This window comes from Exiguobacterium acetylicum, from assembly GCF_022170825.1.
In the GTDB taxonomy this organism is placed as follows: Bacteria; Bacillota; Bacilli; order Exiguobacteriales; family Exiguobacteriaceae; genus Exiguobacterium_A; species Exiguobacterium_A acetylicum_B.
Genome location: NZ_CP081878.1, coordinates 2,371,716 through 2,397,784 on the forward strand (window position 1 = coordinate 2,371,716; position 26,069 = coordinate 2,397,784).

Consider the following 26,069-nt stretch of genomic DNA (forward strand, 5'->3'; position numbering starts at 1 on the left):
CCTTCGTCTAAGACGAAGGGACGGAAGATTCCGTGGTACCACCCTGATTGCCCTTTACATAAAAGGACCACTTGGTTCGTCGATAACGGGACGGACCGCTTGATTTCTCAAGAAACTCCTGGAAGCGTAATTCGTAAGTTCACTGTGTCCTAGTTCGCAGCACCACTAGGTCTCTGTCACAGGGAGTGACTTACTACTGTATTCCGATCACTGTTTAACGTAATATATGAAAATAAGATGGTTTCATGATACGTCGAAGGCGAATCCTCTGTCAAGTCCGATTTCACTGGTGGATTTATGGTATAATACGTCTATCTGTGATTTAATATTAATTTACACCTAAGTTTAAGATGCAAAGGAGATCATTTATGCGCGAGAACTGGTTCAAGTTTTGGAATCACCCCCGGACGAAAGCCGTTCGGCACTGGTCGAATATCACATACGATGTTTCATGGAACATCATTTTATTCCTTATCATAGCAGTCTTGCTCATCGGAAGTTTCTCTGTCGGGGCTGCTGGTGGATATTTCGCCTCACTTGTCAAAGGTACGAAAGCACCACCTTTGACTGAGATGAAACAAGAAGTAAACAGTTATGCGGTGACAAGTCAAATTTATTGGGGAAGTGGCGAAAAGCTGACGAACATCTCAACAGATGAAGAACGTCAGCCGGTCGATATCAAGAATATCTCGCCTTATTTAATTGATGCGCTTCTATCAACGGAAGACGTCGATTTTTATCAACATGATGGAGTCGTTCCAAAAGCGACATTACGAGCGGTCTTACAAGAGTTAACAAATTCAGCGTCACGCACAGGCGGAAGTACGTTGACACAACAATTAATTAAAAACCAAATCCTGACGAACGAAGTCTCATTCGAACGGAAAGCAAAAGAGATCATCTTAGCGCTACGCCTTGAAAATGCGATGTCAAAAGATGAAATTTTACAGGCATACTTGAATGTCGTCTCATTCGGACGAAATTCACTCGGGCGTAACATCGCCGGTATCGAAGCTGCTTCCCAAGGGGTCTTCAATAAATCAGCGAAAAAACTGACGTTACCACAGGCAGCTTTCCTCGCTGGTATTCCGAAAAACCCTTACTACTACACACCTTATCTGCAAGGCGGTGTCGTTAAAAAGGACTTGACGCCAAGTGTCAACCGGATGAAAACAGTTTTGAAGCGGATGTATGTCGCGAAAAACATTACGAAAGAACAGTACGAAAAAGCAATCAAACACGATATCACGAAAGACTTCGCGAAACAGTCGAAACGTTCGCGTGACACGTATCCGTATGTCTATGATTTAGCAGAACGTGAAGCGACGAAGATTATGACGAAGTACTTGATGAAACAAGATGGTGTAAAAGAAGACGAAGTCAAACCTTCTGAACTGGCAGAAGTCCGTGCAAACTATCAAGATCAAGCACTTGTTGCACTCCGTCAAGGTGGATACAAAGTTCACATGACGCTAGATAAAAAAATTCATGAATCGATGCAGGATCCTGCGAAGAATAACGGCAACTTCCCTGGCGGCATGCAGTATAAGCAAGTCGTCGATCCAAAAACGAAAAAAACCGTTTCGAAACAAGATCCTGAAGAAACAGCAGCAGTCATGGTTCAAAATGAGACGGGTCGTATCCTTGGATTCGTTGGTGGACGTTACCTTGATGGAAAAGCCGATGATTTCAACCGGGCATTCCAAGCGAAACGTCAAATCGGGTCGACAGCAAAACCAATCCTCGTTTACTCAAACGGGATTGAAAATCGCTTGATCACCCCGGCATCTACCGTTAACGATGAAGAGTACTACTATCAGACAGTCCCTCGTCAACCCGGTGATCGTCCGATCAAGAACGAAGGTGGTCGTTACCGTGGTAATGTAACGGTTCGTACAGCACTTGAACTTTCATTGAACGTACCTGCCGTTAAGATTTACGAGAAAATGAACATGTCGAACTCGATTCAAAAACTCGTCGATATGGGTGTTGAAGTACCGGATGCGATTCGTTATGCTCCTTCAGCGGCACTCGGAACGATGGAGATCACACCGGTCGAACTTGCTGGTGCTTACGCGACACTCGCCAACTATGGTGAATTCGTGCAACCATACGTCATTTCGAAAATCACGAAAGACGGAAAAGATATCTATAAAGCAAAACCGAAGAAAAAACGAATTTATGAACCACGAACAGCTTACCTGACGCTCGATATGATGCGTGGCGTCTTCTCTAAAGGTACAGCAACGTTTGCAAAAGATCGATTGAACGTTCCTGGAGATTGGGCTGGTAAGACAGGTACAACCAACGACATCAAAGACTCTTACCTTGTCGGTTCCACTCCTGGTGTGACGCTTGCCGTTTGGACAGGACATGATCAGAACAACTCGCTCATCGGTCCAACGACGTATTACCAACGAACACAAACGCTGTGGTCACAAATGGCGAATGCGACGTATGCGGCGAACAGTAGTTACTTCAAATCCGGTGCCCGCTTCACGCAACCATCTTCTGTAACAGCAAACGACTTCAAGAACAGTGGTCGCTTCAAAGAAGAAGATAAGAAGAAAAAAGCGGAAGAGGCTAAGAAAAAAGCGGAAGCGAAGAAAAAGAAAGAAGCCGAAGACAAGAAAAAAGAGGCAGAAGCACAGAAGAAAGAAGAGCAACAAAAAGAACAAGATCAAGCTAAAGAAAAAGCAGAGGATGACGCAAAAGCAAAAGCGGAAGCGGATGCGAAGAAAAAAGCAGCAGATGACGCGAAACGTGCTGCTGATGCAAAAGCAAAAGCCGAAGCAGAGGCTAAGAAGAAAGCGGAAGCGGACGCTAAGAAAAAAGAAGCTGATGCAAAGAAACAGCAAGAACAGCAGCAAAAACAAGATGAAAAGAAAAACGACGCAGCTTCTGAGAACTAACAAAAAGGATGAATCACCTGTCACGGTGATTCATCCTTTTTTCGTTCAATCTTCCATCGTCGATAGATCTCCTGTTTCGAGATTCAACTCCCATGCCTTTAGGACACGGCGCATAATTTTACCACTTCGTGTTTTCGGCAATTTATCCCGGAAATCAATTTCTCGTGGTGCCGCATGAGCAGCGAGACCTTCTTTGACGAATGCCTGAATTTCTTGTTTTAGTTCATCCGTTGGCTCGTAACCATCACGTAAGGCAATGAATGCCTTGATGATTTCCCCGCGAACCGGATCCGGTTTCCCGATGACTCCCGCTTCTGCGACCGCTGGATGTTCAACGAGACGACTTTCAACCTCGAACGGACCGACTCGTTCTCCAGCTGTCATGATGACATCATCAACGCGTCCTTGGAACCAGAAGTACCCTTCATCGTCCATATAGGCAGAGTCACCTGATACGTACCATCCTTTGAAGAAATAGGATTCGTATTTCTGCGGATTGTTCCAAATTTGACGCATCATCGACGGCCATGGTGTTTTCAAGGCAAGGTTCCCCATCCGGAATGGTGGTAACTCATTTCCTTGATCATCCACGATTGCTGCTTGTGTTCCTGGAATCGGTTTCCCCATTGATCCCGGTTTAATGTCCATCGACTTATAATTACAAATCATCATCGCACCTGTCTCCGTCATCCACCACGTATCGTGAATCCGTTGATCGAAAGCTTCTTTGCCCCAACGAATGACTTCTGGGTTCAATGGTTCTCCAACGGATAATACATGACGAAGACTGGATAGATCATGATGATTCGCAACATCCGCGCCAGCTCCCATTAACATCCGGAAAGCAGTCGGTGCGCTATACCAGACCGTTACGTTATACTTCTCGATAACACTGTACCAGAAGTCTGGATTGAAGCGTCCACCGACGACGATATTCGTTGCCCCATTCAAGAACGGTGCAAAGATGCCATAACTTGTTCCTGTGACCCAACCCGGATCAGCCGTACACCAGTAGACATCATCTTCTTGTAGATCAAGCACCCAGCGTCCCGTCATCAAGTGCTGAATCATCGCATTCTGAACGTGGAGAACGCCTTTGGGTTTCCCTGTTGATCCTGAAGTATAATGCAGAATTAATCCGTCTTCACGATCTAACCAAACTGGTTCGAACACGTCAGATGCTTGATCGAACGCTTTACGGAAATCGAGTAACGTGTCTGATTCTTCCACACCTTCGTCGACAAGCACTACCTTTTCAAGTGAGTCCAGTTCCCCAACTGGAACACGCGGGAGTAACGCTTTTGTCGTTACAAGTAACTTCGCTTCAGAATCGAGCAATCGATCACGAACTGCTTGTTCCATGAATGCTTCAAACAGTGGACCAACGATTGCGCCTACTTTAAGTGCGCCTAGTAAGGCAAAATACAATTCCGGTGAACGTGGCATGAAGATGAAAATCCGGTCACCTGTTTTGACCCCTGCATCCACTAATACGTTCGCCGCTTTATTCGTCAATCGTTTCATATCTGCATATGTGAAGCGTTGTTCCGTCGTTCCATCGAAATAAATCAGCGCATCCTTATTCGCTCGCTCGCCTTCTGCGTGACGATCGATTGCTTCATAGGCCATGTTGACTTTCCCCGTTGTCGCCCATGAAAAATACTGCTCAGCATCTTTCCAGTCGTACGTGTTCGTTTCATCATACTCTGCTAACCAATGCTTCCCCGGAAGCGCTTTCAAAACTTTCATGTCTCGTTCCTCCCCTTCTATGTTTTCCCCTTTATTATAAGCTAGTTATCCGTCAGTTCAATCCATTTGCCGTCAATTTGTTAAAAAATCCCTCTCTTTGCTGAAGGGCTTTCGTCTATAATGAATAGGAAGGTGGTGACGCTTACATGTTTGAAAAACAATTCAATCATCGGACGCACGAAACATCACTCGGTCCTGTCGACATCGAAGGTCCTGTACCGAGTCAAACACTAGCAACGTATACACTCGATTCAGGGTTGACGGCTTTTCGTCTACCCACTGAACAACACCAAGCGCTCGTTGAGATTGCAGACCTCGAGGAGGGACGTATCATCGTCGCTCGTCAAGGAACGGAAATCATCGGTTATGTGACTTACTTATACCCCGATCCCTACGAAACATGGAGTGAAGGGAACAATCCGTATATTCTAGAACTCGGAGCAATCGAAGTTTCCTCCCGATTCCGCGGACAGCAGATCGGCAAAAAATTACTTGAGATCTCCATGCTCGATCCTGCCATGGAACATTATTTGATTTTAACGACTGAATATTACTGGCACTGGGACTTAAAAGGGAGTGGACTATCCGTCTGGGATTACAGAAAAATCATGGAGAAGATGATGAACCACGGTGGTCTCGTCTTCTTTCCGACCGATGATCCGGAAATCGCCTCTCATCCCGCTAATTGTTTGATGGCGCGTATCGGAAAACACGTCTCCCCTGAAGTCGTCGCTCACTTTGATGCGCTACGCTTAAGAAGACGTTTCATGTACGACTGAGATCGAGGAGGAATCGTCATGTTAATTGAACAAATCATGAATACGACGTGCATCACGATGCAACCGACGAATTCCATCGCTCATGCGGTTGAACTCATGCAACGTCATAAAATTCGTCATGTTCTTGTCGTCAATGCGCGGCACGAACTTGTTGGTCTTGTCGGATTAAAAGAAATTCAAAGCGCAAGTAGCATCTTTCATCCGGATACAGCAAAACAAGACTTACAGTACCCGGTCTCAAGCATCATGATTGAGAGTCCTATTACGGCCCATCCACTTGATTTTCTCGAAGATGCAGCTGTTTTGTTTTATGAATATCGATTGACCTGTCTGCCGATCGTCCGTGGTCGACGACTCGTTGGGGTCGTGACGGAAACGGATTTGTTACGGACATTCGTACAGTTAACCGGTGCACTCGAACCAAGTTCTCAAATCGAAATTCGTGTCGAGAATACGGCAGGTACGTTAGCAAAGATTGCTGCACTGCTTGCCAAAACGAATATCAATATCTTAAATGTACTCGTCTATCCAACAGACGATCCGTATGTCCGGATCGTTGCGTTTCGTGTCCAGACGATGAATCCGATTCGGATCATTGAGAAGTTACGCAAAGAAGGATTTGATGTACTTGGACCGGATGTGAGCAGATGAAGGATTTTGCTTATCTCTACAGTCCAGAAGAAGCGGCTTATCGATTTTCCGAGACCCACCCGTTTAACCCAATCCGTCTCGAATTAACCGTTTCCTTGCTCGAAGCGATGCATCAATTAGATGGCATCCCTTGTATCGCACCGCGCCATGCAACTGACGAAGAACTGGCACTCGTTCATGATCAAGACTACATCGCTGCCGTCAAAGCAGCCGGAACCGGAGAACTATCACCACTCAAAGCACAGATGTATGGTCTTGGAACAGAAGATACCCCTTTGTTTCAAGGAATGCACGCAGGTGCCTCACTGCTTGTCGGCGGTACGATTGAAGCGTGTGATCTTGTTTTGTCTGGTCAATATAAACGGACCTTTCATATCGGTGGCGGATTGCACCACGGCTTCCGTGGACGCGCCTCTGGATTTTGTGTCTATAACGATACAGCCGTCGCCATGGCAGCGATGATCGAAAAATATCACTGTAAAATCCTTTATGTCGATACGGACGCCCATCATGGGGATGGTGTGCAATGGGCCTTTTATAATCGAAAGGACGTCATGACGTTGTCGCTTCATGAGACGGGTCGCTACTTGTTTCCAGGAACGGGCATGGTAACGGAACGGGGTTCTGAAGAAGGGTATGGCTTTAGTTGGAACGTACCACTCGATGCTTTCACGGAAGACGACTCGTTTTTACTTGCTTATGAGACGGTACTCTTTGAAGCATGCGAATTGTTCCAACCCGATCTCATCATCACGCAAAATGGTGCCGATGCACACGCGCTTGATCCGTTGACGCATCTCTCCTTAACGATGAAAAGTTATGAGCAGATTCCTCAAATCGCCGTCGCTGCCGCAAATAAATATACGAACGGAAAAATTGTTGCCTTAGGAGGCGGTGGTTATGACTGGTATCGTGTTGTCCCCCGCGCGTGGAGTCAAGTGTTTGCTGCCATGACAGGACAAGATCCGTTTCATGGTGAAATTCCTGTTTCGTGGCAGGAACGCTGGAGTGGACAAGAAACAACTCCACCAACACATTGGCATGATAAGTCGCCACTTTATCCTATCATCCCGCGACGTCCTGAAATTGAAGAGAAAAATTGGGAGACCGTCAAACGATTGATTTGGCCATTCATTAGCGATGAGCGTAAGAAACAACTGACAGCAACTTCCCCCTACTCCGTTGATTAATTGACTTTGTATCTTCACATTTATTTCGTTCGGAGTTCACAACTTGTTGCTATACTAAATATGGAATTTTTACTTAGTAAATGAATAATAGTTGGGGGAATCATCATGAAAAAGGTATGGCTTTATTCCGGGCTCATTCTGTCGACGGGGATCGTACTCGCAGGGTGTGGCAATGAAAAGCAGGCAATGGATCACGAGAACATGCAAGGGTCAGGAAAACCGACTGTCGAGGTCAATGTCGACGTCCCAGCAAAGACAATGGAAGAAGATGAAGTTGTTTTTAAAGCATCAGCTGTCGAACAGAAGAAACCAGTCAATCTCGAAGACGTAACCTTTGAAGTCTGGGAAGCTGGCAAACAAGACGGTGCCCATCAAAAATTCAAGGCAAGCTTGAAAAAAACAGGCTCCTATCAAGCAGAAGCTAAACTTACTGAAGGTGAATATGAAGGTCTTTATCATATCAATGATAAAAAAGGACTTCATCATATGGATAAGATCTCATTCGTCGTCACGGATCATTCACATGAAGAAAAAGAAGCTTCGCATGAACACGAGCACGAACATGCAGCTGTAGACGGTCTATCCGTTCACTATATGGGTGCAACAAAAGCGAAAGCGGATGCTACACTCCCCATCTCCTTTCATGTATTCCTTGACGGAAAACCGATTGAAGCAAATGTACAAGTCGAAGTCATTGAAACCGGTATTGAAAAACATAACTATATCCCCTTAACCAAAAAAGGTGACGCGTACAGTGGAAACGTTACATTGACAGCACCCGGTCAGACGACAGTTCGTCTCCATGTCGAGAATGACCAACTCCACCATCACCAAGATGAAATCATTACGGTCACAAAATAAAAAAACGTCTCTTTTTTCAAGCAACTGCTTGAGAGAAGAGACGTTTTTTCGATTAAGGGCGTGTTGAGTCCCGTTGTTCGATTCGGTGTGGTAACGTGACATCGTTCGTTTCAATTTCTTCTTTGTTTAAGATCTTCGTCAACAGACGCATTGAAACCGCTCCAATATCATACATTGGTTGAACGACTGTCGTCAGTTTCGGACGGATCATTGTCGCAAGACGTGTGTTATCGTGTCCGATGACTTCGAAATCTTCTGGTACACGATGTCCAGCATCTTGTAAGGCATGAATGACACCAAGAGCCATCTCATCTGTTCCAGCGAAAATCGCACGTGGACAGTCTGCTCCTAGTTCAAGTAATTGATTCATCGCTTTCATTCCTGAATCATACGTATAGTTTCCAAGAACGACATTCTGCTCATTAAACGGAAGATTTGCCTCTTCGAGTGCCCGACGATAACCAGCAAATTTCTTTTCGCCATTGATTTGCTGTTCAAGTGGTCCTGTGATGAATCCGATTCGTTCATGTCCACGATCAATCAATGATTTGACAGCATCGTGTGCAGCACTTTCATAATCGATATTGACGGCAGGAAGATCGTAATCTTGGTTCAACGTTGCAGCAAGAACGATCGGCACAGGGGAAGTTTTGAACTCACGTACGAGATCCTCGTGTAAACGTCCACCCATGAAGATGATTCCATCGACCTGTTTTCCAAGTAACGTATTGAGCAAATGAATCTCTTTTTCACGGTTTTGGTCAGAGTTACACAAAATGATGTTATATTTATACATCGTCGCGACATCTTCAATTCCGCGAGCTAAATCTGCAAAGAAAATGTTCGAGATATCAGGCACGATGACACCGACAGTCGTCGTCTTTTTACTTGCAAGTCCACGTGCAACAGCGTTCGGACGGTAACCAAGCTGTTCGATCGCATCTTGGACCTTCTTTCGTGTAGATGGTTTGACATTCGGGTTTCCGTTGACGACACGCGATACAGTCGCCATCGAAACAGCGGCCTCTCGTGCGACGTCGTAAATCGTAATATTACTATTCAAAACAAATTCCTCCTTTAGTATGATCCATCTCAAGTGTTTTCATTTCGTTTTCATTTTTAGGCAACACGAAAGGAAGACAGGAAAAGATAGTTTTCTTTTCCCATTCTTCCTTCATTGTAAAACGTTTTCATTCGCTTTAGGTTACCCTTTTTCGAAAATCATTGAACGTTTAGTGCCGGAAAGGTAGTCGTCAAGTTTTCGATGAACGTATCGAATTCTTGGAAATCGAGTTGTTGGTTCGCATCAGACAATGCAAGTGCTGGGAACGGGTGGACTTCAACCATAACAGCGTCTGCACCAATCGCGTATGCCGCTTTAGCTGTTGGTAAGAGTAAATCTTTACGTCCTGTCGAGTGCGTCACATCGACCATGACCGGAAGATGCGTCTCTTGCTTTAGAATCGGAACTGCTGAGATATCAAGCGTATTCCGGGTTGCGCGTTCGTACGTTCGAATACCACGCTCACACAAGATGACTTGATCGTTTCCGCTTGCCATGATGTACTCGGCAGCGTACATGAACTCTTCAAGTGTTGCAGCAAGTCCTCGTTTCAAAAGAACTGGCTTATTCGTACGCCCGACCTCTTTGAGTAAGTCGAAGTTTTGCATGTTGCGTGCACCGACTTGAATGATATCGACATATGGTAAAGCAGATTCAACGGCGCTTGGTGTCATGATTTCAGTGATGACATGCAAACCGTGCGCGTCCGCTGCTTTTTTCAACATTTTTAGACCCTCGAGTCCTAGACCTTGGAAGTCGTAAGGCGATGTACGTGGTTTGTACGCTCCGCCTCGCATGAATTTCACGCCATGTTTCGCGAGTTGTTCTGCGACTTCGAATACTTGTTCTTCGCTCTCGACCGCACACGGTCCAGCGATCAATTGTTGCGAACCGTCTCCGATGACGGCATCTCCGATCCGGATAATCGTATTCGTCGGTTTTTGTTTCCGTGATACGAGTAATTTCCGAGTCCGGTCTTCTCCTTGTAATTCGAGAGAAGCTTTGAAAATTTCTTTAAATACATGCTGAAGGCGTCCTGTTTCAAAAGGTCCATGGTTATTAGCGGCAATTGATTCAAGCATTTGGCGTTCTCGTACAGGGTCGTATCGATCAAGCCCTTGTGCTCGTTTGACTTTTCCGATTTCGACGGCAATTTGACCTCGTCTGTTCATCAATTCCAATAATTCTGCATTCACTAAATCGAGTTCATCACGTAATCTTTTTAATTCTGCATGTTGATCCATGTCCTACCACTCCCTAATCAGCATATAGCTCGTAATAGCAACTAATTATAGCGAACTCTTTCCGTGTTGTACATAAAGAAGCTGCATGATTTCTTAAAATATGAAAATAAATTACGTTTTTTCATATAACTTTTCTATATCCATATTTTTAGGAAATATAAAAAGAGCCCTCGCACGAGAGCTCCTCATTGAATCTTATTTTTTGTGATTCACATCTGACTGTGGATCATTGTCTTCATCTTGCTCGTCTGCTAACTGTTCACGTAACTCTGAAAGTTCAACGACCGTCTCTGTATCGATTTCTTCCGCAACAGACGCACCGTCGACTTCATCACCGATTTCGCGTTCGATGTCACGTACGAGCTGCTCTGCTTCTGCGAGCGCAGCATCGATGCTCTCCTGATCCTTTTCAAAGCCAGCGTATTGTGTTGCTTCTTGAATCGTTGGATTGTTCTTTGCTTTTTCAATGACAGGTGCTGCTTTGTCTTTCGCTAGTTGAATCCACTCACCGACGAGTGGCTCTGCTTTTTCGCGAACGACTTGTGTCTGTTCAGTCAATCGTTGACGAGCAGGAGCCGTACGCTCGTCGATCATGTCGCGCATCTCACGACCTGATTTTGGGCTAGAAAGGAGAGCTGCCGCAGCACCAATCAATCCACCTACGATGATTCCGGCAAGGAAGCCTCCTCCTTTAGAAGAATCTTGTGCTTGATATGGGTGTTGTTTCGTCATGATTTACGATCTCCCTTCAACTCATCTGGAATACTTTCGACATCCGGTACAGAAACGACTTCCGGTGTGACCGGTGCCTCTGTCTTTTTCCGGAATCGACGACGTGGCTTTTTCTCAACCGTCGTCGTTGCCGTCGAATGATTTTGAACCGTCGTTTCTGCCGGTTTGTTTTTCTTAAATAATTCTACAGCGACAGAACCCCAACGGACTGCTTGTGCAATCTGTTCTTTATTCGTATCCGCCGCACCAGCAACCGTATCGGATACCGTCCGGACAGAATCTGTCACTTTGTTTAATGACGTACCGAGTTCTTCAATCGAGTTTGCGACAGGTGCAAGCAATTCTGTTTTTTCTTCGATCGTATCGACAAGACGATTCGTCTTATGTAACAACGCTGTCGTCTCCATCATGATCCCGTCTAGTTGACGTTCAAGTCCTGCTGTCGTGTTAGCTACGTTGTTGAGTGTCTTACTCGCAGCACCTAATACACGGGCAAGGAAAATGACGAGCACTACGAATGCAATCGCAGCGACTAATCCAGCGATTCCGCCTAATGTGATTTCCATGGTTCTTGCCTCCAATTTTTTTGCATAGTCTTTTGTTGTTAGTTCGACGTGTAGCAAGTCGTTCCTGCTACTCCAAATGGTTTATTTCCGTTACAATGATAAATGAAACCTACATAATCCATTTCAAGGGGGAAATTTCATGCGTGACCCACGTCTTACTCAACTGGCAACGAATTTAATTAATTATTCTGTTGCCCTTGAACCTGGTGAAAAAGTCTTGATTGAAAACTTCGGCATCGAACGCGAACTGGTCGAGGCACTCGTTGAAGCTGCCTACGCAGCTGGCGGTCATCCGTTCGTCTTGCTTAAGGATAATCGTATCCTACGAAAATTATACCGAAATGCTTTAGAAGAGCAACTCCAATTGATGGCAGACGTCGAACGCAAGCAGATGCAAGCGATGGATGCATACATCGGACTACGTGCTGGTAATAATATCAATGAACTCTCAGATGTACCCGCTGATCAAATGAAATTATACGGTCAAACGATTGGTAAGATGCATACACAAGATCGTGTTAAAGGAACAAAATGGGTCGTCCTTCGTTTCCCGACTGCATCAATGGCGCAACTTGCCAACCAATCAACAGAAGCATTCGAAGACTTCTACTTTGATGTCTGTACGCTTGATTATGAAAAAATGGGACAAGCGATGGAACCACTCGTTGACTTGATGAACCGGACGGATCGTGTTCGCCTCGTTGGACCTGGAACGGACCTCTCATTCTCGATCAAGGACATCCCTGCAATCAAGTGTGCCGGAAATGCCAACATTCCGGACGGCGAAGTCTTTACGGCACCGGTCAAGGATTCCGTCAATGGTGTCATCTCGTATAACACGCCGTCACCATATCATGGATTCACATTCGAAAATGTCACATTGACGTTCAAAGACGGTAAAATCGTCGAAGCGACGGCGAATGACACAGATCGGATTAATCAAGTCTTTGATACAGATGCTGGTTCTCGATTCGTAGGTGAATTCGCGATTGGTGTCAATCCATTCATTCAACATCCGATGAAGGATATTCTGTTTGATGAGAAGATTGATGGCAGTTTCCACTTCACACCAGGTCAAGCGTACGAAGAAGCTTACAACGGCAATGATTCATCGGTTCACTGGGATCTCGTCAATATTCAACGCCCTGATTATGGCGGTGGAGAAATCTGGTTCGATGACGTCTTGATCCGTAAAGACGGACGTTTCGTCCTTCCAGAACTCGAAGTCCTCAATCCTGAAAATCTGAAATAAGAAAAAGCGGATGGCTGGTCCAATGAAAGGACCGGGTCATCCGTTTTCGTTATCTTATTTTTTCAATGTCGCGCGAAGCATCCAAATCTGTTTTTCGATTTCCTTCGCTTGACCAAGTAGATCATCTTCAACTGTTACATCCTGCGCCTCAAGATGTTCAATTGCATCAAGCATCTCTTTACGAACTTGTTGGAAATCTTGGATGACGGAATCAATCATCTCATCTGCCGTCAAACCAGATTTCGCTTCTTCAAGCGTCGTTTGCTCAAGATATTCTTTTAATGTCGCTGATGGTGTCCCATTGTTCATCAAAAGACGCTCTGCGACGACATCATATTGCTCCGCTACCCATGTATAGAGCTCTTCTAGCTTCTCATGAAGCGTTAAGAAGTCCGGTCCTTTAATATACCAGTGATAATTGTGGAGTTTAACGAACAGCACTCCATAGTTTGCCACCTGTTGATTTAAAGCTGATTTTGCATGATTACTGATCATCTGACATTCCCCTTTCCTGATTTCAAATGACGTTCTACTTCATCTTTATCCTTAAATAACAAAGGATAAACATCATTTTCAGGAAGAACCATTTAGCGGGGACGTTTTAACCCTTTCAACATGTAACCACCTTTAAAATCAACAGAATCAAAAGCGACGAGGAATGCTTTCGGTTCGTATTCCTCAACGAGATTACGAAGCACTTTCATGCGTGTTCGGGCTGCGAGGACATCTAACCGGTAACGGACACCGTCGCGTCCTTGCCCTTGGTAATGTGTCACGCCAAAACCATTATCTCGAATGACTTGAATCAGTTCTGCCGGAAATTCTTGTGTATGCACTTGAATCATATTGTAACCGATGGCGAGTTTTCGTTCGACATAACCACCGACGAGTATCCCAAGACCAAATCCAAGCGCGTAGACGACCATGCCGAGCGTCGTCAAATCTTGAAAGACAATCCCTAGTGCAAAAATGTAGATCAATGTTTCGACCGTCCCGAATAATCCTGCAATGACGGTCCGCCCTTTAACGAGCATGATGGTCCGTAATGTCAAAACCGGAACGTAAATCAACTGGAGCAATAAGATGAGTAGAATCTGTCCCATGGTGTCTTTCCTCTCTGTAATAACTTCAACACATACACACTATTTCAAACTTTATTTCAAGATGCAATCCTATTTTAGATTTTCCTCATCTGTTTTTTGAAATTACTATCATAATTCAAAAATACGACAAAAAAAAGCGCCACTCCGGTCGAGTGACACTTTCAATCTGTTGCTTATTTTACGCTTTGGTACTGATGCTGATACGTTTGGATATCTCCCGCTCCCATGAACAAAAGCACAGCATTTTCATGCTGACGTAGGACAGAAACGTTATCGCGTGTCAGAATTGAAGCTTGCGGAATCTTCTCCTGCAAATCTTCGACTCGAACTTGCCCTTCCTGCTCACGTGCCGAACCAAAAATTTCGCATAGATATGTCGCATCTGCTTCGCGTAAAGATGTCGCGAAATCATTCATGAATGATTTCAAGCGTGTGTACGTATGTGGTTGGAAAATCGCGATGACTTCACGGTCCGGATATTTCTTCCGTGCCGATTCAATCGTTGCACTGATTTCCTTTGGATGGTGCGCGTAGTCATCTACTAGAATTTGCGTGCCGAATTCCGACTCGCTGAAACGACGTTTCACACCACCGAACGTTGCTAAGCGCTCCGCTACATCCTCTTTGCTTAATCCTTCATACTGACAGATTGCAATGACTGAGAGTGCATTCAAGACATGATGACGACCGAATCCTGGGATAAGGAACGTGCCGTAGAAATCATCACGCAAATACACATCAAACGACGTCCCGTCTGGCGTTGACGTTGCATTTTCCGCACGGAAATCATTGTTTTCTCCGAATCCATAATAGAGAACAGGTACATTCGCTTGAATGTTTTGAAGATGCTCATCATCCCCACAAGCAACGATTGCTTGCTTGACCTGCATCGCCATCTCTTGGAATGCCGAAACAACATCATCAATTCCTGTGAAATAATCCGAATGATCGAAGTCGATATTCGTCATGATAGCGTAGTCCGGCTTGTAATATAAGAAGTGACGTTTGTATTCACATGCCTCGAAGACGAATGCCTTCGCATCCTCTACACCTGCTCCTGTACCGTCTCCGATCAAGAAAGCTGTTGGTGTGATTCCACTTAAGACGTGCGAAAGTAAACCTGTCGTCGACGTTTTTCCGTGTGAGCCTGTAATGGCGACTGAACGATATTCATTTGCTAAGTGTCCTAAGAAATCGTAATAATGATGGATGGTTAAACCAAGTTCATTTGCCCGTGCGATTTCTGGATGATCATCCCCAAAGGCGTTCCCTTGGATGATGACATAGTCTTCTTTGATGTTATCCGCATTGAACGGGAAAAATGGAATTTCCTTAGCTCGTAACGCGTCTTCAGTAAAAATGTGCTTTTCGATGTCTGAACCTTGTACCTCATGATTCATCTCATGCAGTACTTGGGCGAGCGCGCTCATCCCTGTTCCTTTGATTCCAACAAAATGATACTTTGTCATATAAAAGCCCTCCAATTCACGTTCCGGTCCGTACCATCGGGCTCGGGTACAAAACCTGTACCATTATAGCAAACCGATTTATTTTTTACCATGTAAATTATTTTGTTCTCGACGTGCACGATACATCGCCATCAAGTCTTTTGTTGTCATGACGACGTTGACAGGCGGTCCGACCGGCTTTTTTACTTCCGACTGAACAGGAGTTTGCGCTTCGGCAACAGGTGTATCTGGAGTCGACGTGACGTTTTCAGGTAGTTGCTCCTCGACTTCTTGGTCATCGGCAAATACTTCACTTGATGTCTCCGCTAAAACAATTGATCCTTCAACAGTCTCACTAGTAAGAGGCGTTTCAGTTACAGGCTCTGATGTCGTCTCTACTACGTCCGTTTCTTCTGCTTCTAATACGCTTGGCAATTCTTCTTTGCTCGCGTGTTCTTGATGTACTTCAGGTTCCGGTACGAGTAATTCAACGTCCGTCACCGGTACCATACCAGCATCTGCTTCCGCTTCGTCTAAGACGACTTCTGGCGCGATCACTTCTTGATCAGTCAAAGCAACCTCATCAGTAATTCCCTCTTCGACTGTATCCGAAACCTGTTCAACTGTTTCCACTTCTTCCGCAGCTTCTACCGTTTCTGATGTAGATTGCTTCGGACGTTGGAATCCATAGATCGGCGAAGGAACATCCGTCAAAACGAAACGATCTTCACGCTCCTCTTTTTTCGGACGCTCTACCGGCTTCGTCTCACGTTCCCCTGCAAGCTCACGACGAATCCGGGCAGCCTGCTCTTTTAGTGACTGTTCATAACGATTACTCATACGTTCACCCCTCCATCTTGTTAAAAAATCGGTCGAATCATCGACCGATTGAGAATGCTTCCCCTACTGCTTTTGTATCACCGAGTACAAGAATCCCTTTTTCTTGTGGTGCATCGGCAAGACCGAGCTCACGCGCTGAACAGAGCATACCGCTTGAAGGTACACCGCGTAGCGCTGAAGGACGGATGATTAAACCGGATGGCATGACTGCACCTGGTTTAGCAACGACTACTTTTTGACCCGTCGCTACATTTGGTGCTCCACAAACGATTTGTAAAGTTCCGTTATCTACTTCTACCTGACAGACCGATAATTTATCGGCATCCGGATGCTTCTCGCAAGAAGCAACGAATCCAACAACGAATTTCGGAGAATAATCAACGTGTTCGAGTGATAATTCGATCTCTCGTTTCGCCAGTTCTTCTTGAATACGCATAGCGAATTCTTCCGTCAATTCAACCGGTCCTTGTGTCTCAATCGTAAATGTATTCGAAGCATCAAACAAGTTGTAACCGACGATACGATCACCATGCTTGATTGTCGCTACATCTCCTTCACGAGTCGCTGTCACTTCCGCACGCGGTGCGTCTTCCAAAATGATCATTAAGACGTCACCGACGCCCTCTTTATTATAAAACACATTCATTCAATCCATGACTCCCTTCCGTCTTTCTCACAATGCCTATTGTATCAGATTCTTCACTCTTTCGGCTGCTTGTTTTTCGCAAGGACGAAGACCGGCTCAAGATTACCATCTTCATATAGGAATGGCAGTGCCGTGACCGGAACCCGACCGTTTGAGAAGAAATCAAACATGAGCTGTTGTAAGACATCATATCCAGCATCATTACGAATATCAGCAAAAATCAGAACGTCCTGGTGTGGAATGCCGACCGCAAATTCTCCCTCGATTTGAGCAGCATAATCTGCTAGTAATGTCTTGTTCAAAACACGACTCGCCTCGTATCCGTCACCGAGACTCAAGAAGTAAAAGATATTACCTGCTACTTCATCCTGCTTGAATGGCGCTTCGAGCGACTTCACGTTAAAACGAGCAGCTTCTGACAACTGTTCAGCTGTCCACTCTGCAGATGCTAGTAACTCTTCATCAATCAAACGATAAGTAGCTCCTAAATCGAGTGCATACATGATTTTTGTTTCGCCCGTGTGTGGTGTACTAACAAGTGTCTTTCCTTCTTTTGTCGTATCGGCAAACGATTTGGCACGAATGACAGGGAAGATTTTTTGTTCCTGCCCAACGAGCGAGATCTGATCCGTTTGTCCGAGTACAGCACGGATATATTCAATCGTTTCTTCGACTGCGATGACACCTCTTCGTTTTGCTTTAGCGACCAGCGGATTCAATCCGACATCAACGCCTGATTTATCGTGTTTACGCTCAATCCGTAATACGGACTTTTCGCGATCGAAGTACGTCGTGTAGCCCTCTTCTTCAAATGTTTGTGTCATCATTCTTCGGATTTGTTGTAGTTCCATTCGAATTCATCCTTTCTATCATGAAAAAAAGCGAGTCAGCGCTCGCTTTTTCTTAAACCGTTTCTAAAAATGCTGTCACCTGTTCTGGTGTCTTCCGCTCTTTGCCGACATAACGACCTGTTTCTTCGCCATCACGGAACGCAACGAAACTCGGGATTCCGAAGATGTCCATTTCCTGGGCAATTTCGATATGATCGTCGCGATCGACATAGTAAAACTCGAATCCATTAAACGTTTGCTCGATTTCTGGCATGAACGGATCCAAGAAGCGGCAATCCGGGCACCAGTTTGCTGAGAATAAAAAGACGGCTTGTCCTTGTTTTGCTGTATCGAATTCTTGTTTTGATTGTAGTGTTTTCACGATGATTTCCTCCTTTGATTTCCTTAGAAGTCATTGCCCTCATCATAGCATATTCAATTGTGACTGTGCGTTTTCGTGCTTGGTTTGCTATACTGCAACTAGAAAACACCGAGAAAGGACTCCACTATGGCAGATCAACCAATCAAACATCCGTTCGAACGCTTCGTCGGCTTCGTCGGCATGACGAGTTGTTTACGTTACGGCTACTCCTTCATTGATTCCGAACGGAGTTTGCCGGAAATCTTTTTATATTTGGTCGTCGGTTTTGCGCTTATCATCCTACTCGAAGCACTCGGAAAACGACTTGCTCGGAAATTACCGGTCGTACGCATGCGATATTTGACACCACTCTATTTGATTTACCTCTATGTCTTCTTTACGAGCTTTTATTCAAGTTCATTCGGATTCGCTTTATGAAAAAAGCTGATTCAAAAGTCATTTGCTTGTTTGTCCACATTCGGTCAAACAAGTATTCTTTTGAATCAGCTTTTTGTACTTAATATTCGATTTTTAAGTCACCATCTTGAATCCGACCAAAGCGTCGCAAGACACGATAGATGAAGTAACTGATAATTCCCGGCGCAATGAAACAGAGCACAGCGACTGCTATGTAATATTCCATTTCGAACCCCATCGTTTTTAGTAACATTAACGGACCAACGAATCCGCTCGTTCCCATACCGGAGCCTTCCGGATTGCTCTCTAGCATCAATAGCACAGTTGCGAACGGTGCTAATATGGCACCGGCTACAGTCGGCGGTAGAAGAATCCAAGGATTTCGAATGATATTTCCGACCTGTAACATCGATGTTCCAATCCCTTGAGCAACTACACCACCGATTCCGTTATCGCGGTAACTGATGACGCCAAAGCCAATCATCTGCGCTGCACAACCAATCGTTGCCGCGCCGGCAGCGAGTCCGTCTAAACCAAGCATGATTCCAAGTGCGGCACTCGATATCGGTGCCGTCAAGGCAAGCCCCATGATGGTAGCGATGAATATGCCCATGAATAACGGCTCGCGTTCCGTTCCCCAGCGAATCAACTCACCAAGATCCGTCATCCCTTTTCCAATCCACTTACCCGCGTAACGTCCAGCAAAAAATCCAGCTACTAACGTAACGAACGGCGTCAATAAGATGTCGAGTCGCGTCGTCTTCGAAACGAGTTTCCCAATTTCCGTTGCAAGTAATGTCGCGACATAACTACCAGCAGGTCCACCCGCTTCGTATCCGAATGCACCAACGGCAACGGCAGCGAATAAAATCAGTGGTGGTGCCTCGAGGGCAAAGGCTACGGCAACACCGATTGCTGGTCCAGTCAACGCAATCGCCTGCTCCCCTAATTGAATGAGGAACTTCGCTTCAATCCCACGATCGACTAATCCTTCACCGATTGTCCGAATAATCAATCCCATGATCAGCGAGCTAAACAATCCAAGTGCCATATAACTTAATACGGTAATGAAATATACTTTAGGGCTTAGTGAGATCCCTTTTTCTTTAAACATCTTGTCACGTCCTTTTCTCAACATCGCGTATCATTATATCAAATCTCCGTTCAATTCGACTAGACTGTTTTTCCAATTGACAAGACAGTTGGTATCATTATTACATTCTCTTGAAACAGAAATAGACGACGGATTACGCATCCGCCGTCTATTTCATGAGGAAATCATCCTCGTCCGTTATTTACTTGACTTGCAATGTCGCAAGTGTCGTCGTATCGAGATTCGTGACGAGTTTTCGCAACAATTCCTTCGCCGCGTCATAATCATCTGTATGCATGATTGACGCATGCGTGTGGATATAACGTGCTGGTAAACCAACGACTGTTGTTGGAATCCCATTATTCGAACGATGGATGACACCACCGTCGGTTCCGCCTGCACCGACATAATATTGGTACGGAATTTTGTTTGATTCTGCCGTATCGAGAACATAATCCGTCATCTCTTTCGAAAGAATCATGACGCTGTCTTTGATTCGAAGCAGTGGGCCTTGTCCGAGTTGACCGAACTCTGTTTTATCACCTGACGCATCATTGGCAGGTGAAGCATCAACGACGAACGCCACATCCGGATCGATGAGTGCTGTCGCTGTTTGTGCACCGCGCAATCCGACTTCTTCTTGAACGGTTGCACCGGAGAACAAAATGTTCGGATGATCCGCTGCTGTTGTTTCTTCCAATAATTCGATTGCCATTCCGACACCATAACGGTTATCCCATGCTTTCGCCATGATCTTCTTCGGATTTGCCATTGGTGTGAACGGGAAGAAAGGCACTGCAGGAATACCCGGACGTACGCCAAAGGATTCCGCTTCTTCTTTTGAATCTGCCCCGATATCGATGAACATATCTTTGATTGCCATCGGCTTATTTCGTACTTCTTCTGTTAATAAGTGTGGTGGTATCGACGCGATAACACCAGGAATGACGCCGTTATCCGTACAAATCGAAAAGCGTTGTGCAAGCAACACTTGACTCCACCAACCACCGAGCGGCTGGATCCGTAACATCCCGTTCTTCGTGATTTGCGTCACCATGAAGGCTACTTCGTCCATGTGTCCGGCAACCATGACTTTCGGTCCTGTCGCGTCACCTGTTCGTTTCCCAAAAATCGATCCTAGTCCATCTGTGACAATTTCATCCGTGACGAGTGTGATACGTTCGCGAACGAACTGACGAACATCGTGCTCAAACCCTGGTGCTCCATTTAATTCCGTCAGTGTTCGAAATAACTCTCTCGTTTTTTCATTCATATGTATCGCCTCCTGCTTCCCATTATACAAAAAATTGCTTCTATCACTTAACCTTTTGTTTCTCTCTGAACGAATTATTTGGTACAGTAGGAATAGAACCTGTAAGGAGGGGAATTTTAATGAAAAAACGCTATTGGATTATCGGATTGGCAGCAGCTGTCGTCGCCGCTTTCGCAGTGAAGAAGGCTGTTGACAACAAACAACTTTCTGCCGAGGAAGCGCTCGAAATCACGAAACGCACATTTTCAGCAAAAGGACGTGTCCAAGGTGCATGGATCTCTGCAACACCAGAGGCTTACGCATATGAGTCACGTGACTACCAAAGCTACAAAGGTGGCATCTCGGTCCTTGAAGGTGATGACGAAAAAACGTATCAATTCACAGTTGATGCCGAAACTGGTGCTTTACTCGAATACGCTTAATCAAAAGACCGTGCTTCGATCGACGAAGTACGGTCTTTTTTCCACGTTCATAGGAAGGAGACCTCATTCATGTCAACCCTTGCCACGATTTTTGTTATTCTCGTCGCCTTGGAACACTTTTATATTCTAGCACTCGAAATGTTCTTTCTTTCTTCCAAAGCGGCTCGCCGCACGTTCGGTTTGACGGATGAAGCTGTTGCATCAAAACAGATTCAGACACTTTTTGCAAACCAAGGTCTATACAATGGTTTTTTAGCAGCTGGACTCGTATTTGGTCTGATTCGTGAGGATGTCGCGATACAGCTGTTCTTTTTAGCTTGTGTCATCATCGCTGCGCTTTACGGCGCCTTGACCGCTAATCGTTCTATTTTACTCAAACAAGGCTTACCTGCCATACTTGCTTTCATCTTCGTATTGCTTGCATGAGAAAAGCCCCTATCCGATTGGATAGAGGCTTTTTCTTAATTAACGCGGGTTGTCGTTACGTTCGTAAATCGGGTTCATGTATTCCGTCGTCGAATATAGACGTGGAACAACGATGTATAAGATGACTGCTGGTACAGCAATGATCAACAACATCAAGAGCATCGGTAACCAGTAGACGACTTTTTGTTGAAGGTTATCTGAGTTACCGTCGATGTATTCTTTTACGCCATCAACTTTTGCAGCGTCAGCACTCGTCAACAATTTACCGCTATCGGCATTGAAGAAGTGGATTTCACGTTTGATCGTGATGAAGATGCCGTCACGGACTGTCTCGATGACAGCGATCCCGCCAATGACTTCTTCTCCTTTTTCATTCGTGAACGTCTTCGGATCCTCGATTTCGACCGAACCTTTTTTATAATCGTAATGCGTCGTTGGTAATTCCTCGTTCAATGCTTTTGTCATTTCTGAGGTATCAACCGCAGCAAGTACCGATTGACCGATACTTAACGCGAGAAAGAGCGCCGTTACGAAGGCTAAGCTTTTCTGCCACATCCCCAAATTCCCCCTTTACCTATAAGTACAAGTTCTTCAGTCAACAACATTGTACCAATTAATAAGAAAAAAGTGTGAAAGAAATACCAGGAAAATAAGAAAACTTTTTGTCTAAATTAATTTTGGTACGTTGCTTCCATCCGATAAATCGGTTGACCCATTGAAGAGAAACGCTCTTCATACTCTGTTCGAACGTTATCTTCCGGTTCATTCGCATGTAAATCAAGCGACATCCAATCAAAACGCATCCCATATGCCGACATCGTCATCAAACTTGATTCAAACAACTTTCGATTGTCCGTCTTAAAATGAATTTGTCCTTTAGCCGGTAAAATATCTTCGTATGTCGAGAGGAATGTTTTATACGTCAAACGGCGTTTCGCGTGACGTGTCTTTGGCCAAGGATCAGAGAAGTTCAAGTAAACGCGCGCCACTTCACCTTTTTCAAAGTAATCACGTAAATCTTTTGCATCGACCGTCAAGACGCGAACATTCGATTGTGGTGCTTCGACCAATTTTTGAACAATCGTCACGGCAACACTCTCAAATAGTTCGATGGCGATGAAATTAATATCCGGGTGTTGGTTCGCCATTCCGGTAATGAAGGCACCTTTCCCTGATCCCACTTCGATGTAGATCGGGTTATCATTCTTGAACTCGGTAGTCCATGCTCCTTTAAGGGATGCTGGTTCTGCTATATAGATCGAGGATTGTTCCTTCATATAATCCTGCGCCCATGGTTTATGTCGTAAACGCACTGTCGTTCATCCTTTCCAAACTTAAATTATCCGCAGATAAGTTTATCATGATTCGGGTAATTATATAAGAACTTCTTCGATTCCGATCGAAGAATGTTCAGCAGTTCGTCACTTGAGAAATAGTGAGCATTCTACTACACTTAAGGTACGTAAGAACCGAAAAGGAGGGCTATTACTGTGGATGATTTCTTGATTAGTTGGGCATCTCCCATCGTTCTCGTCATGGGCATTAGTGCCTTATTCGTCTGGGCGACTTTCGGAAAAGTCGATGTCGAATAAGGACCATCTCTGTACCTTGTGTAATTATACACAAGGTACTTTTTTTATTATCTGAACGATTTTAGGTTGGTTTTACCATGAAACAGATGTATACTTTTTTTGAAACAGATTATTTATTACAGCTATCGGACACCAAAAAACGTTGGTAAAAAGGAGAATTGTAATGAAAGAAAACAAAAACAGTGATTCAAAAGAACTAGTACAGAAGAAAACAGGTGCGGATTTAGTCGTCGATTCACTCATCGAACAGGGTGTCGATTACATTTTCGGTATTCCTGGTGCAAAAATTGATTCCGTCTTCAATGTGTTACAGGACCGGGGACCTGAACTCATTGTTGCACGTCATGAACAAAATGCTGCCTTCATGGCACAAGCAATCGGACGCTTGACTGACAAACCAGGTGTTGTCCTTGTCACATCCGGTCCAGGGGCATCAAATTTAGCAACAGGGCTTGTAACAGCAAATTCTGAAGGAGACCCAGTCGTTGCCATCGCTGGAGCTGTCACGCGAGCGGATCGTTTAAAACGAACACATCAATCCATGGACAACCAAGCACTCTTTACACCGATTACGAACTTCAGTGCAGAGGTACAAGATGCCGATAACATTCCAGAAGTATTATCGAATGCGTTCCGAACTGCTGAAACGACATCTGGTGCTGCTTTCGTTAGTATTCCGCAAGACGTCGGACTAAACGAAGCGAACGTCACGGCATTCCGCGCAGTCGAAGCACCTAAGCTTGGTGTTGCACCAGAAGCTTGGGTCGATGAAACAGCTCGTTTGATTCAAGATGCAAAACTGCCTGTCTTATTACTCGGTATGCGCGCTAGTCAACCAGACGTCGTACACGCGATTCGTTCGCTACTCAAAAATGTCTCGATCCCTGTCGTTCAGACATTCCAAGCAGCCGGTACGTTATCACGCGAGCTCGAATCGAACTTCTACGGGCGCGTCGGACTGTTCCGCAATCAGCCGGGTGACGCGTTACTCGCTGAAGCCGATCTCGTCCTCTCAATCGGTTACGATCCAATCGGTTACGATCCAAAATTCTGGAATCAACCAACGCACGAGCGGACGCTTGTTCACATCGATCAAATGCGTGCTGAAATCGATCATTTCTATCGTCCAGACCGCGAACTCGTCGGTGATATGGCGAAAACGGTCGACGCGATCGCAGAGCGCTTGAAACCACTCGCGTTACCAGAAAGTTCTGTTCAGTTCCTTGATGGACTACATCAACGTCTTGTCGATCGTGATGTTCCTCCTGTCGCAGATTCTCCGTTGACACACCCACTCTATTTCATGAAGACATTACGTGAAAAAATTGCGGACGATGTCACGGTAACGGTCGATGTCGGTTCACACTACATTTGGATGGCACGACACTTCCGTTCGTACGAACCGCGCCACCTCCTCTTTAGTAACGGGATGCAAACGCTTGGCGTCGCACTTCCTTGGGCGATCGCCGCTACACTCGTACGCCCTGGTAAGAAAGCCGTCTCGATTTCGGGTGATGGAGGATTCCTCTTCTCTGCGATGGAACTTGAGACAGCTGTTCGTTTGAACTCTCCACTCGTCCATTTCGTATGGCGTGATAGCGGATTCGATATGGTCGCGTTCCAACAAGAGATGAAATACAAACGGAAATCCGGTACCTCTTTCGGAGATGTCGACCTTGTCAAATATGCGGAAAGTTTCGGGGCAAAAGGACTACGCGTCAATCACCCATCTGAACTAGCCGCAATTATGGATGAAGCACTCGCAACGGACGGTCCGGTCATCGTCGATGTTCCAATCGATTACCGTGATAACATTGCACTAGGAGAACAAGTCCATCTCGATCAATTGAACTAAGGAGGATTCACATGGCACACGATAAAACACTCGTCCAGATTTCAACGATGATGGCACTGCTTGACGGAGTATTCGAAAGTGACGTCACGTATGCTTCCGTCCTTGATCAACGAGATTTCGGTATTGGAACGTTTGATCACTTAGATGGGGAAATGATTGGATTCGATGGTCAGTTCTATCAGCTCCGCTCAGACGGCAGTGCTCGACCACTTCAACCCGAGACGACGACGCCTTTCGCGACATTAACACGTTTCGAACCGGAGCAAATTCTCACGGTGACGGAAGAGATGTCGAAAGCGACATTCGAGCACTGGCTAAACGAACAACTTCCTACGATCAATAGCTTTTATGCTATCCGGATTGATGGAACGTTCACGGAAGTGCAAACACGTACCGTCGCGCGTCAGGAGAAACCGTTCGTTCCGATCACGGAAGCTGTCGCTTCTCAAAGCGCACGCACGTTTAAGCAGACTGAAGGAACGCTTGCCGGTTACTATACACCACGATTTGGTCACGGTATCGCCGTCGCCGGGTATCACCTTCATTTCATCGATGCCGCCCGCGAAGGTGGAGGTCACGTCTTTGACTACACGGTCAAGAACGTCACCGTCACGTTCGAAGAAAAGCCACACCTGGATTTACGTTTACCCACGACAGAAGCGTATCGGTCGGCGGATCTTGAAAGTCATGATATCGAAAAAGAGATTAAAATCGCAGAAGGTTAAACAAAAAGCGTGTCGTTCCCTTTCGGAATGACACGCTTT

General features: G+C 45.3%; 28 protein-coding genes and 1 other annotated feature. Of the genes, 12 read left to right on the top strand and 16 right to left on the bottom strand.

Features of this window, described 5'->3' with window-relative positions:
* Positions 1-13 precede the first annotated feature (13 nt).
* Positions 14-220: a binding site (T-box leader), on the bottom strand.
* Positions 221-368: 148 nt separating this feature from the next.
* Positions 369-2,912, top strand: a complete 2,544-nt coding sequence (locus K6T22_RS12475) for a transglycosylase domain-containing protein (protein WP_238237572.1) — start codon at positions 369-371, stop codon at positions 2,910-2,912.
* A gap of 45 nt (positions 2,913-2,957) precedes the next feature.
* Here the strand turns inward: K6T22_RS12475 and acsA are convergent, their stop codons facing one another.
* Complete coding sequence (gene acsA / locus K6T22_RS12480) at positions 2,958-4,661, bottom strand: acetate--CoA ligase (protein ID WP_238237574.1); 1,704 nt, start codon at positions 4,659-4,661, stop codon at positions 2,958-2,960.
* 146 nt (positions 4,662-4,807) lie between these two features.
* Here acsA and K6T22_RS12485 point away from each other — a divergent pair, with 146 nt between their 5' ends.
* From K6T22_RS12485 to K6T22_RS12500, 4 genes are all read left to right on the top strand, one after another.
* Entirely contained in the window at positions 4,808-5,440 is a 633-nt protein-coding gene (locus K6T22_RS12485) for a GNAT family N-acetyltransferase (RefSeq protein WP_238237575.1), read from the top strand.
* 18 nt (positions 5,441-5,458) lie between these two features.
* Positions 5,459-6,091 carry an acetoin utilization AcuB family protein gene (locus tag K6T22_RS12490; protein WP_238237577.1) on the top strand — a complete coding sequence of 211 codons (633 nt, stop codon included), beginning with the start codon at positions 5,459-5,461 and terminating at the stop codon, positions 6,089-6,091.
* Complete coding sequence (locus K6T22_RS12495) at positions 6,088-7,281, top strand: acetoin utilization protein AcuC (protein ID WP_238237578.1); 1,194 nt, start codon at positions 6,088-6,090, stop codon at positions 7,279-7,281. Before K6T22_RS12490 ends, K6T22_RS12495 begins: the two co-directional genes overlap by 4 nt.
* Positions 7,282-7,386: 105 nt before the next feature.
* The gene (locus tag K6T22_RS12500; RefSeq protein WP_238237579.1) at positions 7,387-8,142 is read left to right on the top strand and encodes a FixH family protein; all 756 of its coding nucleotides are present in this window, start codon (positions 7,387-7,389) and stop codon (positions 8,140-8,142) included.
* Positions 8,143-8,194: 52 nt separating this feature from the next.
* On the opposite strand, the gene ccpA is transcribed toward K6T22_RS12500, so the two are convergent.
* The 4 genes from ccpA to K6T22_RS12520 form a co-directional block, all read right to left on the bottom strand.
* Entirely contained in the window at positions 8,195-9,205 is a 1,011-nt protein-coding gene (gene ccpA / locus K6T22_RS12505) for a catabolite control protein A (protein WP_082318570.1), read from the bottom strand.
* A gap of 158 nt (positions 9,206-9,363) precedes the next feature.
* Positions 9,364-10,449, bottom strand: coding sequence for a bifunctional 3-deoxy-7-phosphoheptulonate synthase/chorismate mutase (locus K6T22_RS12510; protein WP_053454059.1), 1,086 nt, complete (start codon positions 10,447-10,449; stop codon positions 9,364-9,366).
* A 195-nt stretch (positions 10,450-10,644) separates the two neighbouring features.
* Positions 10,645-11,181, bottom strand: a complete 537-nt coding sequence (locus K6T22_RS12515; protein ID WP_238237581.1) for a YtxH domain-containing protein — start codon at positions 11,179-11,181, stop codon at positions 10,645-10,647.
* Positions 11,178-11,747, bottom strand: a complete 570-nt coding sequence (locus K6T22_RS12520) for a DUF948 domain-containing protein (protein ID WP_238237582.1) — start codon at positions 11,745-11,747, stop codon at positions 11,178-11,180. The genes K6T22_RS12515 and K6T22_RS12520 overlap by 4 nt, the downstream gene beginning before the upstream one ends.
* Before the next feature lie 139 nt (positions 11,748-11,886).
* Between K6T22_RS12520 and K6T22_RS12525 the strand changes: the two genes are divergently transcribed.
* A complete protein-coding gene (locus K6T22_RS12525; RefSeq protein WP_238237584.1) occupies positions 11,887-12,999 on the top strand; it encodes an aminopeptidase in 1,113 nt (370 codons plus the stop codon).
* Positions 13,000-13,053: 54 nt separating this feature from the next.
* On the opposite strand, the gene K6T22_RS12530 is transcribed toward K6T22_RS12525, so the two are convergent.
* The 7 genes from K6T22_RS12530 to K6T22_RS12560 form a co-directional block, all read right to left on the bottom strand.
* Positions 13,054-13,494 carry a Dps family protein gene (locus K6T22_RS12530; RefSeq protein WP_238237585.1) on the bottom strand — a complete coding sequence of 147 codons (441 nt, stop codon included), beginning with the start codon at positions 13,492-13,494 and terminating at the stop codon, positions 13,054-13,056.
* A gap of 92 nt (positions 13,495-13,586) precedes the next feature.
* The gene (locus K6T22_RS12535; RefSeq protein WP_023469074.1) at positions 13,587-14,102 is read right to left on the bottom strand and encodes a DUF2179 domain-containing protein; all 516 of its coding nucleotides are present in this window, start codon (positions 14,100-14,102) and stop codon (positions 13,587-13,589) included.
* A gap of 173 nt (positions 14,103-14,275) precedes the next feature.
* Positions 14,276-15,571 carry a UDP-N-acetylmuramate--L-alanine ligase gene (gene murC / locus K6T22_RS12540; protein WP_238237586.1) on the bottom strand — a complete coding sequence of 432 codons (1,296 nt, stop codon included), beginning with the start codon at positions 15,569-15,571 and terminating at the stop codon, positions 14,276-14,278.
* Positions 15,572-15,649: 78 nt separating this feature from the next.
* Complete coding sequence (locus K6T22_RS12545; RefSeq protein ID WP_238237588.1) at positions 15,650-16,390, bottom strand: hypothetical protein; 741 nt, start codon at positions 16,388-16,390, stop codon at positions 15,650-15,652.
* Between the two features lie 37 nt (positions 16,391-16,427).
* Positions 16,428-17,036: a YtpR family tRNA-binding protein gene (ytpR, locus tag K6T22_RS12550; RefSeq protein WP_238237589.1), complete on the bottom strand. Its 609-nt coding sequence runs from the start codon at positions 17,034-17,036 to the stop codon at positions 16,428-16,430.
* Between the two features lie 53 nt (positions 17,037-17,089).
* Complete coding sequence (locus tag K6T22_RS12555; RefSeq protein WP_055968792.1) at positions 17,090-17,887, bottom strand: DUF1444 domain-containing protein; 798 nt, start codon at positions 17,885-17,887, stop codon at positions 17,090-17,092.
* A gap of 52 nt (positions 17,888-17,939) precedes the next feature.
* The gene (locus K6T22_RS12560; RefSeq protein WP_238237591.1) at positions 17,940-18,248 is read right to left on the bottom strand and encodes a thioredoxin family protein; all 309 of its coding nucleotides are present in this window, start codon (positions 18,246-18,248) and stop codon (positions 17,940-17,942) included.
* Between the two features lie 126 nt (positions 18,249-18,374).
* On the opposite strand from K6T22_RS12560, the gene K6T22_RS12565 reads away from it, so the two are divergent.
* Positions 18,375-18,665 carry a hypothetical protein gene (locus K6T22_RS12565; RefSeq protein ID WP_053454070.1) on the top strand — a complete coding sequence of 97 codons (291 nt, stop codon included), beginning with the start codon at positions 18,375-18,377 and terminating at the stop codon, positions 18,663-18,665.
* Between the two features lie 79 nt (positions 18,666-18,744).
* Here K6T22_RS12565 and K6T22_RS12570 read toward each other — a convergent pair whose 3' ends face one another.
* Both K6T22_RS12570 and K6T22_RS12575 read right to left on the bottom strand, forming a co-directional pair.
* Positions 18,745-19,758, bottom strand: a complete 1,014-nt coding sequence (locus tag K6T22_RS12570; protein ID WP_238237592.1) for a PTS sugar transporter subunit IIC — start codon at positions 19,756-19,758, stop codon at positions 18,745-18,747.
* Positions 19,759-19,939: 181 nt separating this feature from the next.
* Positions 19,940-21,010, bottom strand: coding sequence for a M42 family metallopeptidase (locus K6T22_RS12575; RefSeq protein ID WP_238237594.1), 1,071 nt, complete (start codon positions 21,008-21,010; stop codon positions 19,940-19,942).
* Positions 21,011-21,129: 119 nt separating this feature from the next.
* Here K6T22_RS12575 and K6T22_RS12580 point away from each other — a divergent pair, with 119 nt between their 5' ends.
* On the top strand, positions 21,130-21,432 hold the full coding sequence (locus tag K6T22_RS12580; protein ID WP_012371126.1) for a PepSY domain-containing protein: 303 nt from the start codon (positions 21,130-21,132) through the stop codon (positions 21,430-21,432).
* A gap of 69 nt (positions 21,433-21,501) precedes the next feature.
* Positions 21,502-21,858: a DUF1304 domain-containing protein gene (locus tag K6T22_RS12585; protein WP_238237595.1), complete on the top strand. Its 357-nt coding sequence runs from the start codon at positions 21,502-21,504 to the stop codon at positions 21,856-21,858.
* A 39-nt stretch (positions 21,859-21,897) separates the two neighbouring features.
* On the opposite strand, the gene K6T22_RS12590 is transcribed toward K6T22_RS12585, so the two are convergent.
* Together K6T22_RS12590 and trmB are read right to left on the bottom strand one after the other, a co-directional pair.
* Positions 21,898-22,413: a hypothetical protein gene (locus K6T22_RS12590; RefSeq protein WP_058703918.1), complete on the bottom strand. Its 516-nt coding sequence runs from the start codon at positions 22,411-22,413 to the stop codon at positions 21,898-21,900.
* Positions 22,414-22,529: 116 nt separating this feature from the next.
* Complete coding sequence (gene trmB / locus K6T22_RS12595) at positions 22,530-23,171, bottom strand: tRNA (guanosine(46)-N7)-methyltransferase TrmB (protein WP_238237607.1); 642 nt, start codon at positions 23,169-23,171, stop codon at positions 22,530-22,532.
* Between the two features lie 177 nt (positions 23,172-23,348).
* On the opposite strand from trmB, the gene cydS reads away from it, so the two are divergent.
* The 3 genes from cydS (at position 23,349) to budA (ending at position 26,030) form a co-directional block, all read left to right on the top strand.
* Positions 23,349-23,450: a cytochrome bd oxidase small subunit CydS family protein gene (gene cydS / locus K6T22_RS17350; protein WP_410501678.1), complete on the top strand. Its 102-nt coding sequence runs from the start codon at positions 23,349-23,351 to the stop codon at positions 23,448-23,450.
* 163 nt (positions 23,451-23,613) lie between these two features.
* Positions 23,614-25,305: an acetolactate synthase AlsS gene (gene alsS / locus K6T22_RS12600; RefSeq protein WP_238237610.1), complete on the top strand. Its 1,692-nt coding sequence runs from the start codon at positions 23,614-23,616 to the stop codon at positions 25,303-25,305.
* Between the two features lie 11 nt (positions 25,306-25,316).
* A complete protein-coding gene (gene budA, locus K6T22_RS12605) occupies positions 25,317-26,030 on the top strand; it encodes an acetolactate decarboxylase (RefSeq protein ID WP_238237612.1) in 714 nt (237 codons plus the stop codon).
* Positions 26,031-26,069 lie beyond the last annotated feature (39 nt).

Bases quoted from the DNA above. Each gene is read 5' to 3' on its own strand.
- K6T22_RS12525 (WP_238237584.1), top strand. From the start codon at position 11,887: ATGCGTGACCCACGTCTTACTCAACTGGCAACGAATTTAATTAATTAT.
- budA (WP_238237612.1), top strand. From the start codon at position 25,317: ATGGCACACGATAAAACACTCGTCCAGATTTCAACGATGATGGCACTG.
- K6T22_RS12585 (WP_238237595.1), top strand. From the start codon at position 21,502: ATGTCAACCCTTGCCACGATTTTTGTTATTCTCGTCGCCTTGGAACAC.
- K6T22_RS12530 (WP_238237585.1), bottom strand. From the start codon at position 13,494: ATGATCAGTAATCATGCAAAATCAGCTTTAAATCAACAGGTGGCAAAC.
- K6T22_RS12575 (WP_238237594.1), bottom strand. From the start codon at position 21,010: ATGAATGAAAAAACGAGAGAGTTATTTCGAACACTGACGGAATTAAAT.
- K6T22_RS12510 (WP_053454059.1), bottom strand. From the start codon at position 10,449: ATGGATCAACATGCAGAATTAAAAAGATTACGTGATGAACTCGATTTA.
- acsA (WP_238237574.1), bottom strand. From the start codon at position 4,661: ATGAAAGTTTTGAAAGCGCTTCCGGGGAAGCATTGGTTAGCAGAGTAT.
- K6T22_RS12590 (WP_058703918.1), bottom strand. From the start codon at position 22,413: ATGTGGCAGAAAAGCTTAGCCTTCGTAACGGCGCTCTTTCTCGCGTTA.
- K6T22_RS12545 (WP_238237588.1), bottom strand. From the start codon at position 16,390: ATGAGTAATCGTTATGAACAGTCACTAAAAGAGCAGGCTGCCCGGATT.
- ytpR (WP_238237589.1), bottom strand. From the start codon at position 17,036: ATGAATGTGTTTTATAATAAAGAGGGCGTCGGTGACGTCTTAATGATC.
- K6T22_RS12565 (WP_053454070.1), top strand. From the start codon at position 18,375: ATGGCAGATCAACCAATCAAACATCCGTTCGAACGCTTCGTCGGCTTC.
- K6T22_RS12555 (WP_055968792.1), bottom strand. From the start codon at position 17,887: ATGGAACTACAACAAATCCGAAGAATGATGACACAAACATTTGAAGAA.
- K6T22_RS12490 (WP_238237577.1), top strand. From the start codon at position 5,459: ATGTTAATTGAACAAATCATGAATACGACGTGCATCACGATGCAACCG.
- K6T22_RS12485 (WP_238237575.1), top strand. From the start codon at position 4,808: ATGTTTGAAAAACAATTCAATCATCGGACGCACGAAACATCACTCGGT.
- K6T22_RS12570 (WP_238237592.1), bottom strand. From the start codon at position 19,758: ATGTTTAAAGAAAAAGGGATCTCACTAAGCCCTAAAGTATATTTCATT.
- K6T22_RS12535 (WP_023469074.1), bottom strand. From the start codon at position 14,102: ATGGGACAGATTCTACTCATCTTATTGCTCCAGTTGATTTACGTTCCG.
- K6T22_RS12495 (WP_238237578.1), top strand. From the start codon at position 6,088: ATGAAGGATTTTGCTTATCTCTACAGTCCAGAAGAAGCGGCTTATCGA.
- K6T22_RS12475 (WP_238237572.1), top strand. From the start codon at position 369: ATGCGCGAGAACTGGTTCAAGTTTTGGAATCACCCCCGGACGAAAGCC.
- K6T22_RS12515 (WP_238237581.1), bottom strand. From the start codon at position 11,181: ATGACGAAACAACACCCATATCAAGCACAAGATTCTTCTAAAGGAGGA.
- murC (WP_238237586.1), bottom strand. From the start codon at position 15,571: ATGACAAAGTATCATTTTGTTGGAATCAAAGGAACAGGGATGAGCGCG.
- K6T22_RS12580 (WP_012371126.1), top strand. From the start codon at position 21,130: ATGAAAAAACGCTATTGGATTATCGGATTGGCAGCAGCTGTCGTCGCC.
- alsS (WP_238237610.1), top strand. From the start codon at position 23,614: ATGAAAGAAAACAAAAACAGTGATTCAAAAGAACTAGTACAGAAGAAA.
- K6T22_RS12500 (WP_238237579.1), top strand. From the start codon at position 7,387: ATGAAAAAGGTATGGCTTTATTCCGGGCTCATTCTGTCGACGGGGATC.
- K6T22_RS12520 (WP_238237582.1), bottom strand. From the start codon at position 11,747: ATGGAAATCACATTAGGCGGAATCGCTGGATTAGTCGCTGCGATTGCA.